This is a genomic window from Sphingomonas faeni, from assembly GCF_040407505.1.
GTDB classification, from domain to species: domain Bacteria; phylum Pseudomonadota; class Alphaproteobacteria; order Sphingomonadales; family Sphingomonadaceae; genus Sphingomonas; species Sphingomonas faeni_E.
The window spans coordinates 327,266-343,057 of sequence record NZ_JAPZPQ010000002.1; the positions used below are offsets into that span (position 1 = coordinate 327,266).

Consider the following 15,792-nt stretch of genomic DNA (forward strand, 5'->3'; position numbering starts at 1 on the left):
CTCAAGCAGCAGTAATCCGCCCACCCCGAGACAACATCTCCCCACTCGTAACGATCACCCGATCCCCAAGCTTAACCTGCTCGAAAATCAGCTTCGCAAACGCAGTCGGCACCCCGACACACCCATGCGTCGCGTACTTCCCATCCATCAACGCGCTACCATGGATCGAAACCCCATCATTGGTCAGCCGCATCATATACGGCATCGGTGCGCCGTACAGGTTCGACACATGATGCGCGTCCTTCTGCGTGATCTTGAACACCCCCAGCGGAGTCGGCTTCTCATCCGCGCCATAGATCACCGCCGCCGTCCCGATCTCGTACCCGCTGCGAAAGATCGACAAGGTCTGCGCCACCAGGTCGACCGTGATGACGATCGGCCCCTCCGGCACGCCCGCGGTATCCCAGTAATACGCCCCATGCCGCAAAGGCTCCGGCACGTTCAGCACCCGCTTCACGACATACGCATCGGCCGGTTCCTCCGCAGCGACCGCAACCGGCTTCGGCGCCGCCTTCGCAACCAGCGGCGCCACCGGAGCCTTGGCCACCCGAGCAGGCGCCTCGACCGCCCGTACCTTCACCGGCGACCCGGACAAGGCCAGTCCACCGATCAGCACCGCACTCCCGCCGAGCACGGCAAAGGCGATCGCTCGCGTCGTCATCATCCTGCGCATCGCCGCACCCTATCCGATATTCGTAAACATTGCCCAGCAGTGCCGCGCCGCCCGTGTCCCCGCACGGGACCACCTCCGCCAGCTATACCGTGGGTTAACAAGCCGTTCCGAACCAGTTCAGGCCGAATCGCCTAAATCCTGAAACACGGTCGGACACTTATGCGTTTGTCCCAAGCGGACCGGGCGTAACTAGTAACGGAGTTCGGAAGAGATGAACGGATTTTTCAAGAAAGCGGGCCTTAGCGTGGCACTTGCCGCAACGGCTCTGACGGCAGCAGCACCGGCCGACGCGCAGCGTTGGGGGCGCGGCGGCTATGGGCGCGGCTACGGCGGCGGCTGGCACGGCCATCGTGGCGGCGGCAATGCGGCCGGCGCAGCAGTGCTCGGCGGCATCCTCGGCCTGGGTGTCGGCGCGGCGATCGCCAGCAGCAACAACCGCAATCGGTACTACGACCGCGGGTATTACAATGGCGGCTATTACGCGCAGCCACCGGTGGCGTATTACAGCCCGCCGGTCCGCACCTACTACCGCGAGGATTACCGCCCGCGGTGCTGGAACGAGTGGCGCGTCGACCCCTATTATGGCGACCGGGTCTCGGTGCAGGTCTGCAGCTGATCCGATCGAATGGTTGCATGGAGGCGTCGGGAGCAATCCCGGCGCCTCTTTTGCGTCCGGTGCCTTTTTTCTGGCGCGTGCCCGGTGCTTGCCGCTAGACGCGCGACCATGACCGACACGCCAAACACCCCCGAGACCGAAGCCGCCGCCACCCCGGCCGCAACCGGCGACACGCCCCCCGATCGCCTGTCGATCAACCAGCGCAGCCCGTTCTTCCAGCAGGACCTGCTCGAACGCGGCATCGGCATCCGCTTTAAGGACAAAGTCCGCCACGACGTCGAGGAATATTGCATCTCGGAAGGCTGGATCCGAGTCGCGCTCGGCAAGAAGGTCGACCGCAACGGCAACGCGCTGACGCTGAAGCTGGTCGGCCCGGTCGAGGCCTGGTTCGAGCGGCCTGCAGCAGGCGCGGATACCGACGAGGGCTGACCCGATCTTCCCCCCTCCCTGAAAGGGAGGGGTCGGGGGCGGGTAGGCCAGCTTGAGCCGCAACCGCCTGAACACGCGGAACCCGACCCACCCCCAACCCCTCCCTTCCAGGGAGGGGCGTAAGGAGAAGCTTAAGCTTCGACTCCCTCCAAAGCCTCGCTAGCCTCAAGCCACTTCGCCTCGCTAGCCTCGAGCTTCGCATGCACCTCGGCGCGACGCTTGCTCAGATCCCCCATCGACATCCGCGAGAACCGCGGCTCCGCAGTCGCCGGATCGACCATCGCGCGGTCCAGAGCATTGCGCTCCTTGGTGAACTTCGCGGTCTGCTCCTCGATCTCGCGCAGCGCCTTCCGCAACGCCGCGTCGTTGCTCTTCGCCTCGGCCGCAGCCTTCTTCCCGGCCTTCTTGTCGGCCTTCGACGCCGCATCGCCCTTGCCGCCATCGCCTTTCAGGACGAACGCGATGTAATCGTCGAGGCTGCCGTCGAATTCCTTCGCCGTCCCGTCGTCGACCAGCACCAGCCGATCCGCGGTAAGCTCCAGCATATGCCGATCATGGCTGACCAGCACCACGGCGCCAGTATACGCGTTGAGCGCCTGCACGAGCGCCTCACGCGCATCGACGTCCAGATGGTTGGTAGGCTCATCGAGGATCAGCAGATGCGGCGCATCGCGCGTGATCAGCGCCAGCGCCAGACGCGCCCGCTCGCCACCCGACAGCTTGCCGACCCGCGTCGTCGCCTTGTCGCCCGAGAATCCGAACCGCCCCAACTGCGCGCGGACGGCGGCCGGGGTCGCGCCCTTCATCAGATGCGACATATGCTCGATCGGCGAATCGGTCGGATCGAGTTCCTCGACCTGATACTGGGTGAAATACCCGACCTTCATCTTGCCCGACGACGACATCTCGCCGTCCATCGGCGTCAGCTGCGCCGCCAGCAGCCGCGCGAGCGTAGTCTTGCCGTTGCCGTTGCGCCCTAGCAGCGCGACACGGTCGTCGGGATCGAGCCGCATGTTGAGCCGCTTCAGGATCGGCACGTCGGCATAGCCCACCGTCGCCATGTCGAGCGTGATCAGTGGCGGCCGCAGCTCGGTCGGGTTGGGGAAGCCGAACGACAGCGTCGGATCGTTATAGCTCTCGGCGATCGGCTGCATCTTCGACAGCATCTTCTGCCGCGACTGCGCCTGCTTCGCGGTCGACGCGCGCGCGGAATTCTTGGCGATATATTCCTGCAGCTTCTCGCGCTGCACCGCCTGGTTGGCGCGTGCCGCCTCGATCTGCGCAAGACGCTCGGCGCGCTGGCGCTCGAACGCGTCGTAGCCGCCCGGATACAGCGTGATCTTGCCGCCCTGCAGATGCAGGATGTGATCGACCACGTTGTTGAGGAAATCGCGCTCGTGGCTGACCACCACGATCGTCGCCTTGTAGCCCTTGAGGAAGTCCTCCAGCCACATCACCGCTTCGAGATCGAGATGGTTCGAAGGCTCGTCGAGCAGCAGCAGGTCCGGCTGCGAGAACAGCAGCGCGGCAAGCGCAACGCGCATCTTCCAGCCACCCGAGAAGCTGTCGAGCGTGCGCGCCTGCATGTCCTCGTCGAACCCGAGACCGAGCAGGATCTGCGCCGCGCGGGCGGGCGCGGTATAGGCGTCGATCGCGATCAGCCGCTCGTACACGTCGCCGAGCCGGTCGGGATCCTCGCTCGTCTCGCTCTCGATCATCAGCGCGGCGCGCTCCAGATCGGCTTCGAGCACGGTTTCGAACGGGGTCTTCACGCCGTGCGGCGCTTCCTGCGCGAGGTAGCCGATCCGTGCGCCCTTGGGCATGTCCGCCGAGCCGTCGTCGGGCTCCAACTGCCCTGCGATCACGCGCACCATCGTCGACTTGCCGGCGCCGTTGCGCCCGATCAGCCCGACGCGCGAGCCCGGCGGCAACGCGGCCGTGGCGCCATCGAGGATAACGCGTCCGCCCAGGCGCACCGTGATATTGTTCAGGTTCAGCATGCGCGTCCCGTTAGCAGATGCAGCATGGTTTTGCGAGGGGAGGGGTTTAGGCCTTCCGGGGGCCGAAGCCTCCGATCGAGCGGGGCTAGTTCCCCCGCGAAGGCGGGGCCCAGGATCACAAACGCCACCGCGCGATACCCTGGCCCCCCGCCTCCGCGGGGGAACAAGAAGGGGCAGTCTCGCCCCCAAAACTATCCCGCATTACTCCCACCCCGGCGAAGGCCGGGGCCCAAGTGGAAAGGTGGTCGTAAGGGAACGCCATCCGCCGTTAGCAACGTTTCCCAATTGGGCCCCGGCCTCCGCCGGGGTGGTGTCCTTGGAGTGGTTAGGTTTCGTCCGACACCACCGCGTCGTCCGCGGTACCACTGCCGATCATCGCAGCCGCCCGCCCACCAACGTGAACCCGCACCCCCGAAACCAACCGCGTCGGCACAACCGCCGCGCCCGCCATCGCCGAGCCAGAACGCAACACCCCCCGGTGCACCGTCACCCCATGCAGCGCATCGGCCGGCTCCGCACCCGATTCCGCAACATCGTCCCGATTGCCATAATGCACCGAAACCCCAGAAACCTGCGCCGCAACCGCCGTCACAACACCACCGGAAAAACCAACACCCCGAACCCCAGGCTCGACCCCGGCATAAGCCTGCCGAAACGTCAGCGCCCGCTCCAGCGCCCCCTGCCAGCGATAGAACACGTGCGCCCCGACCGTCGTGATCCGCGCAAGACTAGACGCCCACCAAGGCAGGATACTGGTAGTATGAAACGACGTCGCCGCCCCGACCGGCGCATACACGCTCCCGCCAAGCGCCGCGCTCGCCACCGCCCGCGCGCGATCCCAAGCCCCCGGCTCCCGCGCGCGGTTCATCGAACCGTCGCAGGTAAAGCTGAACTGGCATCCGGTCCGCCGCTCGGCCCCCTGGTACACGACCCCGCAAACGCTGTTCGGAAAAGCCCGGTCGCGCACCCGGTTCAACACTACCTGCGCCACCGCCCGCTGCCCATCCTCGGACTGCGACCGCGCCTCGTAATACACCGCCGCAGTCAGGCAGTCGGCGGCACGGCTAGCGTCATCGACGAAGTTCGAGGTCAAAAACGGCGGAGCCACGAACGGCGTAGCAGCGGCAAACGGCGCATCCGGCGCTGCCGTCGCGATCTTCGCCGAGATGTCGTCGGGCACATGCAACGCCATCCGGCTCAGCAAGGCTCGCGAGTTCCGCTCCGGCTGGACCCGGGCGATCGCCGCCGGCCGATCCGCCGGCACGCACGACGTCGCCATCACCAGAGCGGGCAGGCTGATCAGCGCATGCGGATAAAGGCCGTAACCCGACGTCTTCATCCCCCCGCTCTAGGCCGCGGGGTTTAGGGACTGGTTAATGGCCACGGGAAGCGGGGGAAGCGCTCGCTAACGAAGCGCACCCCCGTTATCCGACGAAAGTCGGGACCTCGATCGGCAAGGACAGATGGGGAAGAGCGCGCTCCCGAAAGTTCGCCCCGACCAAACCCCCCGCGTCCGTCATCCTGACGAAAGTCAGGATCCAGGGTAACAAGCGTTGCCCTCAATGACTCTGGATCCTGACGTTCGTCAGGATGACGGGGACGCGGCTAGGACGACGGGCTCGAACTCAGTGAACGAACCGCGCCACCACATCACGATAAGACCGCGAAACCTTCACGCTCGCACCAGAATTCAACACCAGGAAACACTCGCCATTGGTATGCGGCTTAACCTGCTTCACCAGATCCAGGTTCACGATCGTCGACCGATGCACCCGCTGGAACCTGCGCGGATCGAGCCGCTTCTCCAGATCCTTCATAGTCTCGCGCAAAATCAGCGTATTATCGCCGGTATAGATGCACATGTAATCGCCCGCCGCATCGATCCGCTCGATCGTGTCTACATCGACGCGAAAAATCTGCCCGCGATCCTTGATGTTGATGAGCTTCTCGAACCGGTTCGCCGACACGGCATCCCCATCCGGCATGTCCGCCGCCGCATCCGGCGCGACATCGGCGAGCACTTCGCGCAACCGATCGACTTCCTCGACGCCGCGCTTTTCGGACAGACGCTGCCGAACCCGCTCGATCGTATCCGCCAGCCGCGATTCCTCGACCGGCTTCATCAGGTAATCGACCGCTTGAGCCTCGAACGCGCGCAACGCATGGTCCGAATAGGCGGTGACGAACACGAACAAAGGTGGCTCGACCTCCATCAGCCCCTGCACGACGGAGAACCCGTCGAACCCCGGCATCTGGATATCGAGAAAGACCAGGTCGGGCTTGTGCGTCTTGATCGCGCGGATAGCCTCGCGGCCGTTCGAGCATTTTTCGATGATCTCGACGTCTTCATGGGCCTGGAGTCGGAGTTCCAGCCCCTGGATCGCCAGCGGCTCGTCGTCGACGAGAATGGTACGGATGGTCATGCGGCCTCTCTGTTCACGTCTTCAAGCTGATACGGAATCTCGATCTCGACCGAGAAGCCGCCAGCGGGCGTGGAGCGGGTTTCGAAACGGTGGTCGGGCCCATATGCCTGAGCCAACCTGTCTCTAATATTAGCGAGCCCCACGCCTGTGGATTGGCTTGAACCGATCCGGCCCTCGATCAAGCCCGGACCGGTATCGGATACGGCGATCTGCACGCGTTCCCCGGCGAGCCGCACTTCGACGCAGATTTCGGCGCCTTCCTCCTGCGGCGTGACGGCATATTTGATCGCGTTTTCGACGAGCGGTTGCAGCAGCAGCGACGGCAGTCGGGCCCGTTCGGCGCGCGGATCGATGTCGAACTTCGGTCGCATCCGATCTTCGAAGCGCATCTTCTCGATCTCGAGATACAGCTTCAGCTGGTCGACCTCCTGCGCGACGGTGACGTGCGCGGTTGGCTCGTTCGCCAGCGTATAGCGCAGGAACGACGACAGCCGGCTGAGCATCGCATTCGCCCGCTCGGTCTGCTTGAGCAGCACTAGAGTCGAGATCGAGTTCAGCGTGTTGAACAGGAAATGCGGATTGAGCTGATAGCGCAGCATCGCCAACTGCGCCGACGACGCCTGGTTCTCGAGATGCTCCATCTGGTCGATCTGCTGCTCGACGATCAGGTAGAAGTTGATCCCGAAATACAGCGCCGACCACCCGAACAGCACCGTGAACGTGACATAAACCGACCCGAGCAGCCGCGTGAGGGTCACCCCCGGCGTTGCGGTCGCGATGAACGAGAAGGTGAACGCGTCGAGCACCGCGTACAGGAACGTCGCGGCGGCGAGCGTCGCGATCGTCAGGAAAATGCCGACAAGCCGGTTCATCCGCCGATACTGGCCGTACATCGTCGAGAGCAGCAGCGTGATGCAATACCCCACGATCGCCTCGACGATCACCGGGATCACCCCGTCGAGCGACAGCCCGTTCGAGATCGACACCACGCCGCGCAGCAGCAGATACCCGCTCCACCCGACCGCCTGCAGGATCCAGAACGCCCGCGCCTTGTTCTCGAAGAACGGCCGCGCGGTGAAGGGCAGGCGCCGAGTCGAGTTCAAGGCGGACGAGCCGGGGGGCGGGACGGAAGAATTAGCCATTGGCCCACCGTCTTACACGCCGCGCAAGGCACACGCAAAAGCCGAACGGTCTGGCAGAGCGCTAGGCCGCAAAACGAAAAGACCGCCGCATCCCGAAGGAAGCGGCGGCCAATTCGATCGACTAGTTTAATTATATTTTAGAAGCCGAAGTGCACCGATCCGATGAACGTACGCGGTGCACCGAAGGTGAAGCGCGGGTTGTTCGATGCGATGGTGTTCGTGCTCAGGTTGCCGAAATAGCGCTCGTTCAGCAGGTTCGACACGTTCAGCTGGAAGAACGTGTTGTCGAGGCCGAACCGCTTCATGTCGAAGCGCGCGTCGAGATCGACGATCGTGTAACCCGCCGACTTCAGGTCGTTGACGTCGGTGACCCAGCGGCTGCCGGTCCGCTTGACCTGCACGCCGACCGAGACAGGCTCGAACGAAACCTGGGCACGACCGCCATATTGCCACTCAGGCGTCTCGACGACGAACTTGCCCTTCGTCGCAACGATGATCGCACCCGTGATCGGATCGGTTGCGTCGTTCTTCAGTTCCGAGTCGAGGTACGAGACGAACCCGTACAGCGAGATGTGCTTTATCGGCTGGATGCCGAGGCTGGCGTCGATGCCCTTGCTCTCGACCTTGCCGACGTTGCGATCGAGGCTCTGCGTGCCGCCACCCTCGAGCTGCACGGTCGAGCTGATGATGCGGTTCTTGTACGAGATGTACCAGGCGGCGACCTGTGCCTGGATGATCCGCGAGCTGTAGCGAAGACCAAGATCGAACGAGTCGGTCTTTTCCGGCTTCACTTCGGCGACCGGCGCGATCTTCACGTCGTCGAACGAGTAGAGGTTGTCGGTCTTGGGAACCGAAACGCCCTTCGCATAGCTGCCGAACATGCCGAGATGGTCGAAGATGTTGTAGGTAAAGCCGACGTTCGGAAGCACCGCATTATAGGCCTTGATGCGGTTCTTGTACGGCAGGCCGAACCCGGCGGTTGCCGGGGTTGCGGCAACCTGAGCGGCGGTCTGCGACGTGCAGTACGCGTCGCTCGAGTTGCCGGGGATGGTGTAGCAATAGTTCGACAGGTTGCGACGGAAGAACGGTGCGCGGACACCGAGCGTCAGGTCCAGCTTGTCCTCGAAGAACGTGCCGCGATACTCACCCGACACCTGGTGAAGGATCGCGTAGGACAGACGGTTGCGCTTGTTCAGGACGTTCCCGGCGGCGTCATTGACCGCATAGGGACCTTCGCCGTCCAGAGCGCTGAACACTTCATAGGGGCGGCCAAACGGGTCGAGCAAGCTAGCTTCGCCGGTCTGGCGGTGACGGGCGCGATCCCAGGTGTAGGCGAGGCGGACCGCGTGATGCGAGTCGAACTCGTAGCGCAGATTGGCGATCGCGGTGAAACGCTGCGTACGCGTGTTCGATGGCCAGTAGACGCGGACGAAATCGAGCTGGTCGCCATCGCCATTCAGATCCGCACCCGTTGCGATGCCGGCGCCGACGCGCTGGTACTGCTGCGCATAGGTGCCGTTGGCGGTCGTTGCCCCGGCGTTGCTCTCGGCCATCAGCGTCGATCCGCCGCCGTTCGCGCGCGTGAAGCTGTACGCACCGTCGAACGTGAAGGTCAGCTTGTCGGTGATGCCGAAGCGCGAATTGACACGGACGTTGCCGGTGTTCGACGGGTTGATCGCGGTGCCGGCGACATTGTTGCACGAGTTACGATCGTTCTGCACCGTGCCGCGAACGCCGGCAGCCGATGCCAGGTTGCAGCTGCGGTCGTACAGATACGTGGGCGACGTGTCGTCGAACACATAATCGTACTGCGAATTGCTAAGGTCGAGCGTGTACGGGTTTGCAGCCGTGATCGCGGTGGCGGCTGGGATCGTCGTTCCGCCAGCGGCGAGCCGGGTGCGGATGTTCGCGATCGTCGGGTTGCTGTACGAGCTGTTGCGGTTCTGGTTGTAATGCGCCGCGACCGAGATGAAGTCGCGGCCGCTGCCTATCGGCTGATAGATCTTACCGTTGAACTGCTGCTTGTTGATCTTCCCGTAACCACGGAACTGGTCATAGGTCTGCGTGCTGGCCGACAGCCATGCCTTGGTGCCGAAAGACGTGAAGGTACCGGTGTTCAGCAGCACGAACGCACGGTTCATGTCGTTCGTGCCGTGCGAGAATGCGCCAGCCGCGCTGATCTTGTCGGTCGGCGTAAGCGAACGATAGTTGACCGTGCCGCCCGAAGCACTGGCGGTCGGCGAGTCGACGTCGGTCGCGCCGAAGTTGACGTTGACCTCCTGGATCAATTCCGGATCGAGCTGCTGGTTCGAGTAGATCGAATAGTTGCCCGAATCGTTCAGCGGGATACCGTCGAACGTCAGCGAAACGCGATCACCACTGAAACCGCGAATACGCAACTGGCCACCCGAACCGCCGTAAGGGTCGCTGTTGGTGAAGCTCACGCCGGGGACGAGGTTGATCGTATCGAGGATGGTCTGGCCGGGCGTGCGACGCTCGATGAGTTCCTGCGTCAGGACGGCCTTGGCTTTAGGCGTGTCGGGCGTCTGGATACCGTTGACGCTTGGCGTGCCGCGCTGGCCGCTGACGACGATTTCCGGGTTTTCTGCTTCGATCGTGGCGGTCGACTGAGCGAAGGCCGCAGCCGGAATCATGAGCGCGGCGAATGCAACGCCGCAAGCAAGCATGGTACGCATCTGAATAATGTCCCCTTAGAGCCCGTAGCTCTGGATGTCGGCTTTCCCACCGGACATCCGTGCCCCTGCACGCGGGATATTTCGGTTCTGTGACATTGGCGAGTCGGGAAGTGTCACAGACACACTCGGTCATGGTGCGTTGCAAAAAAGCCACGCAATCGAACCCTTTCGGGGCAGCCGGAACCAATGTGGGGAGTGTGGTCCGCGCCTCAACTGGCGGCGACGATCTCGGCCCATTCGGCTTCGGTGATCACGCGGATGCCGAGGTCGGTGGCTTTCTTGAGCTTCGATCCCGCGCCGGGGCCAGCGATGACGAGGCCGGTCTTGCTCGACACCGACGCGGCGACGCGGGCGCCGAGTGCTTCGGCCTGCGCCTTGGCTTCGTCGCGGCTCAGCGTTTCGAGGCTGCCGGTGAAGACGAGGATCTGGCCCGTCACGGGTGACTCGCGGGTTTCGTGGACGACATCCGCGGGCTTCACTTCGCGCAATAGGTCGAACACGACGCGGCGATTGTGCGGCTCGGCGCAGAAGCCGACGAGGGCGCTCGCGACCTCGGGGCCGATCCCCGCGGTCTCGATCGCGCCGACCAGCAGCTTGTCGCGGCGGAGGATGAATTTCCGCTCGGGTTCGCCGATGACGGGCTCGATCTGGCTGCGCAGGAAGACCGCGTGGCGGAGCACCGTGCCGAGCGCGCGTGCGGACACATAGCGTCGCGCAAGGTCGCGCGCGGTAATCTCTCCGACGTGGCGGATGCCGAGCGAGAACAGGAACCGGTCGAGCGGGATCGTCCGTTTGGTCCCGATCGCCGCGATGACCTTTGCCGCCCAGACCCGCCCGTCTTTCTTCCGCGCCGCGAGTTGTTCCTCGGTCAGGCGGAAGATGTCGGCGGGCGATTCGATCAGCCCATCGCGGAAGAACGCCTCGATCAGCGTCTGGCCGAGCCCGCCGATGTCGAACGCGTGACGCGAGGCGAAGTGGATCAGCCGCTCGACTCGCTGCGCCGGGCAGATCAGCCCGCCGGTGCAGCGATAGACGACCTCGCCTTCCTCGCGTTCGGCCGCGGACCCGCATTCGGGGCAGACATGCGGGAAGACATAGGTTTCGCGCTCGGCGTCGGGGGTCAGGTTCTCGACGATCTGCGGGATCACGTCGCCGGCGCGCTGCACCAGCACGCGGTCGCCGGGGCGCACGCCGAGTCGCTCGATCTCGTCGGCATTGTGCAGCGTCGCGTTGGTCACGACGACGCCGCCCACCGTGACGGGCGACAGCCGCGCGACCGGGGTCATCGCGCCGGTGCGGCCAACCTGGATGTCGATCCGTTCCAGCAGTGTCTGCGCACGCTCGGCGGGGAATTTGTGCGCGATCGCCCAGCGTGGCGCCTTGGCGACTTGGCCGAGTCGCGCCTGCCAGTCGAGCCGGTCGACCTTGTAGACCACGCCGTCGATGTCGAACGGGAGGTCGGCGCGCTCGGCTTCGATCTTGCGGTACACGTCGAGCGCCGCGGCCGTTCCTTCGACCCGCGCGAACCCGTCGGCGATCGGAAAACCCCAGCCGCGCAACGTGTCGACGACCTCGGCCTGCGTTTCGCCCGGCACGACGCTCGCCTCGCCCCAGCCATGCGCGAGGAACCGTAGCGTCCTGCTTGCGGTTACGCTCGCGTCCTTCTGCCGCAGCGATCCCGCGGCGGCATTGCGCGGATTGGCGAACTGCCGCGCGTCTTTGCCGGTCTCCTCGGCCTCGGCGAGCAGGCGCGCGTTCAAGGCGGCGAAGTCGTCCTTCGCCATATAGACCTCGCCGCGAACCTCGAAGATTGCGGGGATGCCTGCTTCACTATGTTCCCCCGCGAAGGCGGGGGCCCAGTCTGGGCCCCCGCCTTCGCGGGGGAACAAGGTTTGAGGGATATCGGCAATGGTGCGGACGTTGGCCGTGACGTCCTCGCCGACCTGCCCGTCGCCGCGCGTGAGGGCCTGGACCAGCCGCCCGTCCTCATACCGCAGCGAACACGACAGCCCGTCGATCTTTGGCTCCGCGGTCAGCGCGACCGGCGCGTCGTCCGCCAGCTTCAGGAACCGGCGCACGCGCGCGACGAACTCCTCGACCTCCTCGTCCGCGAACGCGTTGTCGAGGCTCATCATCGCCTTGGCATGCGCGACCTTCGCGAGGTGCCCCGCGGGTGCAGCACCGACGGTGTGGCTCGGCGAATCGTTCCGCACCGCCGCCGGAAATGCCGCTTCGATCGCCGCATTGCGCCGCACCAGCGCGTCATAGTCTGCGTCGCTGATCTCGGGCGCGTCGTCGGTGTGATAGCGCGCGTTATGATACGCGATCTGCGCGGCGAGCGTCTCCAGCTCGGCGGCGGCTTCGGTCTCGATCGCGGGAAGGTCGGTCATCGCGTTGGGTTAGGGGAGGGGGGCGTCATTCGACAAGACCTGGATCAACTCTCGGTGAACATTCGCCCGACTTGCGCGCTGACATCCCAAGAGAATTTTTCCCAAGGACACGCCATCATGACCGACACCAGCCGCCGAGACCTGTTCAAGGGCGCCGCCGTCACCGGCCTCGCCGCCGCCGCCGCACCTGCCTTCGCGCAAGGGCAGGCGGCGCTCGCCGATCCGCAGACGCGTTTCGTCTCGACGCCGTTCCCGGAACAGCGCCAGAAATGGCCCGCGCTTCAGCGCGACATGCGCCCCGTCCCCGATTGCGGCGAGACCAGCTACCGTGGTTCCGGTCGTCTCCAGGGTCGCAAGGCGCTGGTCACCGGCGGCGACTCGGGCATCGGTCGCGCTGCGGTGATCGCCTTCTCGCGCGAAGGCGCCGACGTCGCGATCAACTATTACCCGACCGAGGAACCCGACGCGCAGGACGTCGCCAAGCTGCTCCGCGCCGAGGGGCGGAAAGTCGTGCTGATCCCCGGCGACCTGACCGATGCGAAATTCTGCACCGACCTTATCGCGCGCGCCGCACGCGAACTCGGCGGGCTCGACATCCTGGTCAACAACGCTGCCTACCAGCAGTCGAAGGCGTCGATCGCCGAGATCAGCCTCGAGCAGTTCGACCGGACGATGAAGACCAACGTCTATGCGATGTTCCACCTTTGCAAGGCGGCGATCCCGCTGATGAAGCCGGGTGCGTCGATCATCAACACGGGCTCGGTCAACTCGGTCGATCCGGGCGAGGAACTGCTCGACTACGCGACCACCAAGGGCGCGATCCTGATCTTCACCAAGGGGCTGGCGAAACAGCTCGGCAAGAAGGGCATCCGCGTCAACATGATCGCGCCGGGCCCGGTATGGACGCCGCTCCAGGTCGCGGGCGGTCAGCTGCCGGGCAAGATGGGCGAGTTCGGGCAGGACACGCCACTGGGTCGCGCGGGTCAGCCGGCGGAACTGGCGTCGCTGTTCGTGACGCTCGCGGAGACGGCGACGAGCTTCACCAGCGGCAGCGCCTTTGCGGCGACCGGCGGCAGCGGGGTTTTGTAACTCTCCCCCAACACCACCCCGGCGAAGGCCGGGGCCCAGTTGGCAAGGTCGTTGTATTAAGGCGCCGCCTTCACCAACTATCGTTTCCCAACTGAGCCCCGGCCTTCGCCGGGGCGGAAGTGGGGAGGGTGCGATGAAAATAGCAGCTCTAGTGTCAGTCCTACTCTGCACGGCGCCAGCCGCAGCACAGCAGACGCACGTCACGCCTGAGCCCGCCCCGGCGATCGGCTACGACTGGAACGACGACTCCTCCGCCGACGACCGGGTCCAGCAGCCCCTATGGCCACGGTCGGATGCCAGCGCGGCAGGCCTCGACGACATGATTCACGCCGAGCAGGCGCCGGTCCGCGCCGCGATCCACGAAGACGGCGCGTTCGGCAGTCGCGCGCTCCACGGCCTCCGCAAAGTCGGCGGCGATTACATCGTCGTGCCGGTGCTGAAGATCCATTTGGGTCACCCGCGGCAGGCGATGCCCTGAAGTCAGCCCTTCGCTGCACCGTTCTCCTGCGAACGCGGGAGTCCAGGGCCATGGTCGCTGCGGGTGATACCCTGGACCCCCGCCTTTACAGGGGAACGGTATTAGCTTCGCGAGTCGAGCCTGGAGCCGTAAACCTCAGGCCCGCTCCAGCAACCGCTCCGCCTGAGCCCGCGCCTCATCGGTAATCTGCGCGCCCGACAGCATCCGAGCGATCTCCTCCCGCCGCTCTTCCTCGCTCAAAGCCCGCACGCCGGTCCGCGTGACCGTGCCGTCGCTACTTTTCGCGATCAACAGGTGCTTCGCCCCCCGCGCCGCGACCTGCGGGCTGTGCGTCACCACCAGCAGCTGCGTGCTCAGCGCCAGCCGCGCGAGTCGTTCGCCGATCGCGCTCGCCACCGCGCCGCCGACGCCGCGGTCGATCTCGTCGAACACCATCGTCGACGCGCCGCCCTCTTCCGCCAGCGCGACCTTCAGCGCGAGGATAAAGCGCGACAACTCGCCGCCCGACGCGATCTTGGTCAGCGCGGCGAATGGCGCACCCGGATTGGTCGAGATCTCGAACTCGACGCGGTCCTTGCCCGCCGCCGACCAGCCCTCTTCACCCAGCGGCGCAACGACGGTCTGGAACCGAGCCGCATCCAGCTTCAACGGCGCCAACTCACCCGCCACCGCCACGTCGAGGCGTTTCGCCGCCGCCAGCCGCCGCTTCGTCAGAGCATCGGACGCCGTATCAAACGCCTTCCGCGCCGCCACCAAACGCGCCTCGATCACCGCGATCCCGCCTTCGCCCGCATCCAGCCGCTCCAGCCGCGCGCGCATCTCGTCTGCCAGCGCCGCAAGGTCGTCCGGCTGCACGCGGTGTTTGCGCGCCATCGCCCGAAGCTCGAACAACCGCGCCTCGTCGTCCTCCAGCGCCCGCGGATCATACGCCATCTCGGCCCGCGCATCGCGCAGGCTTTCCTCCGCAACCGACGCCTCGATCACCGCGCGATCGACCGCCGCCAACGCATTGCCGAGCGCAACATGGTCCTCCGCGATCCGCTCCAGCACGCGCGCGGCCTGGCGCAGCTTCGCCATCCCGCCGTCCTTGCCCTCGAGGAAATCGTCGATCGCGGCGAGATCGTCCGCAATCTTCTCCGCGCGTTGCATCGACCGCCGCGTATCCGCCAGCGTCTCCTCCTCGCCCGCGACAGGCGCCAGCGCGGTCAGTTCGGCAACCGTATGCTCGAGCCACTCGCGATCCCGCGCCGCCGTCTCGATATCCGCGCGGGCGGCGGCCAGTTCGGCCTCGGCAGCACGAAAACCCGCATACGCCTTGCCCGTAGCCCCAGGCTCGGTCCGCCCGAAAATATCCAGCAACGCCCGGTGCCCGCGCGCATTCAGCAGCCCGCGCTCGTCATGCTGCCCGTGGATCTCGACCAGATGCGGCGCCATCTCGCGCAGCAGACCCGCCGACGCCGGCTGGTCGTTGATGAACCCGCGACTGCCTCCATCCGCCTTGACGATCCGCTTCACGATCAGCGGCTCGCCGTGCTCGATCTCCAGCCCGTTCTCATCGAACAACATCGCGAGCGGCGACTCGGGGGCAGGGGCATCGAACGTCGCGGTCACCACCGCCTGCGTAGCGCCATGCCGCACCAGCCCGCTATCGCCGCGCCCGCCCAGCGCCAGCCCCAGCGCATCGAGCAGGATCGACTTACCCGCCCCGGTCTCGCCGGTCAGCACGCCGAGTCCCTCGCCGAATCCCAGATCCAGCGCCTCGATCAGCACCACGTCGCGAATGGAAAGGTCTGTCAACATCACGCGCGTCCTAAACCATTCGCATGGGATGTTGATCCCCAATTGTTCTCGTATTC

The 15,792-nt window shown here is 65.3% G+C and carries 12 protein-coding genes; 4 read left to right on the top strand and 8 right to left on the bottom strand.

The features are described 5' to 3' along the window. Position 1: 1 nt before the first annotated feature. Positions 2-661, bottom strand: a complete 660-nt coding sequence (locus tag O6X71_RS08095; protein WP_353465386.1) for a L,D-transpeptidase family protein — start codon at positions 659-661, stop codon at positions 2-4. Between the two features lie 223 nt (positions 662-884). Between O6X71_RS08095 and O6X71_RS08100 the strand changes: the two genes are divergently transcribed. Beyond that, entirely contained in the window at positions 885-1,289 is a 405-nt protein-coding gene (locus O6X71_RS08100; RefSeq protein WP_353465387.1) for a hypothetical protein, read from the top strand. Between the two features lie 108 nt (positions 1,290-1,397). Then, positions 1,398-1,718 carry a DUF3297 family protein gene (locus O6X71_RS08105; protein ID WP_056066699.1) on the top strand — a complete coding sequence of 107 codons (321 nt, stop codon included), beginning with the start codon at positions 1,398-1,400 and terminating at the stop codon, positions 1,716-1,718. A 131-nt stretch (positions 1,719-1,849) separates the two neighbouring features. Here O6X71_RS08105 and O6X71_RS08110 read toward each other — a convergent pair whose 3' ends face one another. From O6X71_RS08110 to ligA, 6 genes are all read right to left on the bottom strand, one after another. Beyond that, positions 1,850-3,718, bottom strand: coding sequence for an ABC-F family ATP-binding cassette domain-containing protein (locus O6X71_RS08110; RefSeq protein WP_093398706.1), 1,869 nt, complete (start codon positions 3,716-3,718; stop codon positions 1,850-1,852). A 325-nt stretch (positions 3,719-4,043) separates the two neighbouring features. Continuing rightward, positions 4,044-5,057 (bottom strand): cell wall hydrolase, encoded by a 1,014-nt coding sequence (locus O6X71_RS08115; RefSeq protein WP_353465388.1) that lies wholly within the window; start codon positions 5,055-5,057, stop codon positions 4,044-4,046. Between the two features lie 286 nt (positions 5,058-5,343). Continuing rightward, positions 5,344-6,141 carry a LytR/AlgR family response regulator transcription factor gene (locus tag O6X71_RS08120; protein ID WP_031393111.1) on the bottom strand — a complete coding sequence of 266 codons (798 nt, stop codon included), beginning with the start codon at positions 6,139-6,141 and terminating at the stop codon, positions 5,344-5,346. After that, a complete protein-coding gene (locus tag O6X71_RS08125) occupies positions 6,138-7,283 on the bottom strand; it encodes a sensor histidine kinase (protein ID WP_082441718.1) in 1,146 nt (381 codons plus the stop codon). Before O6X71_RS08125 ends, O6X71_RS08120 begins: the two co-directional genes overlap by 4 nt. 137 nt (positions 7,284-7,420) lie before the next feature. After that, positions 7,421-9,979 carry a TonB-dependent receptor gene (locus O6X71_RS08130; RefSeq protein WP_353465389.1) on the bottom strand — a complete coding sequence of 853 codons (2,559 nt, stop codon included), beginning with the start codon at positions 9,977-9,979 and terminating at the stop codon, positions 7,421-7,423. A 209-nt stretch (positions 9,980-10,188) separates the two neighbouring features. After that, a complete protein-coding gene (ligA, locus tag O6X71_RS08135) occupies positions 10,189-12,369 on the bottom strand; it encodes an NAD-dependent DNA ligase LigA (RefSeq protein ID WP_353465390.1) in 2,181 nt (726 codons plus the stop codon). Positions 12,370-12,486: 117 nt separating this feature from the next. Between ligA and O6X71_RS08140 the strand changes: the two genes are divergently transcribed. After that, positions 12,487-13,458 carry an SDR family oxidoreductase gene (locus O6X71_RS08140; RefSeq protein ID WP_353465391.1) on the top strand — a complete coding sequence of 324 codons (972 nt, stop codon included), beginning with the start codon at positions 12,487-12,489 and terminating at the stop codon, positions 13,456-13,458. Between the two features lie 133 nt (positions 13,459-13,591). Continuing rightward, positions 13,592-13,936, top strand: coding sequence for a hypothetical protein (locus O6X71_RS08145; RefSeq protein ID WP_353465392.1), 345 nt, complete (start codon positions 13,592-13,594; stop codon positions 13,934-13,936). Positions 13,937-14,071: 135 nt separating this feature from the next. Here O6X71_RS08145 and recN read toward each other — a convergent pair whose 3' ends face one another. Continuing rightward, complete coding sequence (gene recN, locus O6X71_RS08150) at positions 14,072-15,736, bottom strand: DNA repair protein RecN (RefSeq protein ID WP_353465393.1); 1,665 nt, start codon at positions 15,734-15,736, stop codon at positions 14,072-14,074. Positions 15,737-15,792: the final 56 nt, after the last annotated feature.

What these genes read in the sequence shown, in the direction of transcription:
- O6X71_RS08095 (WP_353465386.1), bottom strand. Translation starts at nt 661, where the DNA reads ATGACGACGCGAGCGATCGCCTTTGCCGTGCTCGGCGGGAGTGCGGTG.
- O6X71_RS08100 (WP_353465387.1), top strand. Translation starts at nt 885, where the DNA reads ATGAACGGATTTTTCAAGAAAGCGGGCCTTAGCGTGGCACTTGCCGCA.
- O6X71_RS08105 (WP_056066699.1), top strand. Translation starts at nt 1,398, where the DNA reads ATGACCGACACGCCAAACACCCCCGAGACCGAAGCCGCCGCCACCCCG.
- O6X71_RS08110 (WP_093398706.1), bottom strand. Translation starts at nt 3,718, where the DNA reads ATGCTGAACCTGAACAATATCACGGTGCGCCTGGGCGGACGCGTTATC.
- O6X71_RS08115 (WP_353465388.1), bottom strand. Translation starts at nt 5,057, where the DNA reads ATGAAGACGTCGGGTTACGGCCTTTATCCGCATGCGCTGATCAGCCTG.
- O6X71_RS08120 (WP_031393111.1), bottom strand. Translation starts at nt 6,141, where the DNA reads ATGACCATCCGTACCATTCTCGTCGACGACGAGCCGCTGGCGATCCAG.
- O6X71_RS08125 (WP_082441718.1), bottom strand. Translation starts at nt 7,283, where the DNA reads ATGGCTAATTCTTCCGTCCCGCCCCCCGGCTCGTCCGCCTTGAACTCG.
- O6X71_RS08130 (WP_353465389.1), bottom strand. Translation starts at nt 9,979, where the DNA reads ATGCGTACCATGCTTGCTTGCGGCGTTGCATTCGCCGCGCTCATGATT.
- ligA (WP_353465390.1), bottom strand. Translation starts at nt 12,369, where the DNA reads ATGACCGACCTTCCCGCGATCGAGACCGAAGCCGCCGCCGAGCTGGAG.
- O6X71_RS08140 (WP_353465391.1), top strand. Translation starts at nt 12,487, where the DNA reads ATGACCGACACCAGCCGCCGAGACCTGTTCAAGGGCGCCGCCGTCACC.
- O6X71_RS08145 (WP_353465392.1), top strand. Translation starts at nt 13,592, where the DNA reads ATGAAAATAGCAGCTCTAGTGTCAGTCCTACTCTGCACGGCGCCAGCC.
- recN (WP_353465393.1), bottom strand. Translation starts at nt 15,736, where the DNA reads ATGTTGACAGACCTTTCCATTCGCGACGTGGTGCTGATCGAGGCGCTG.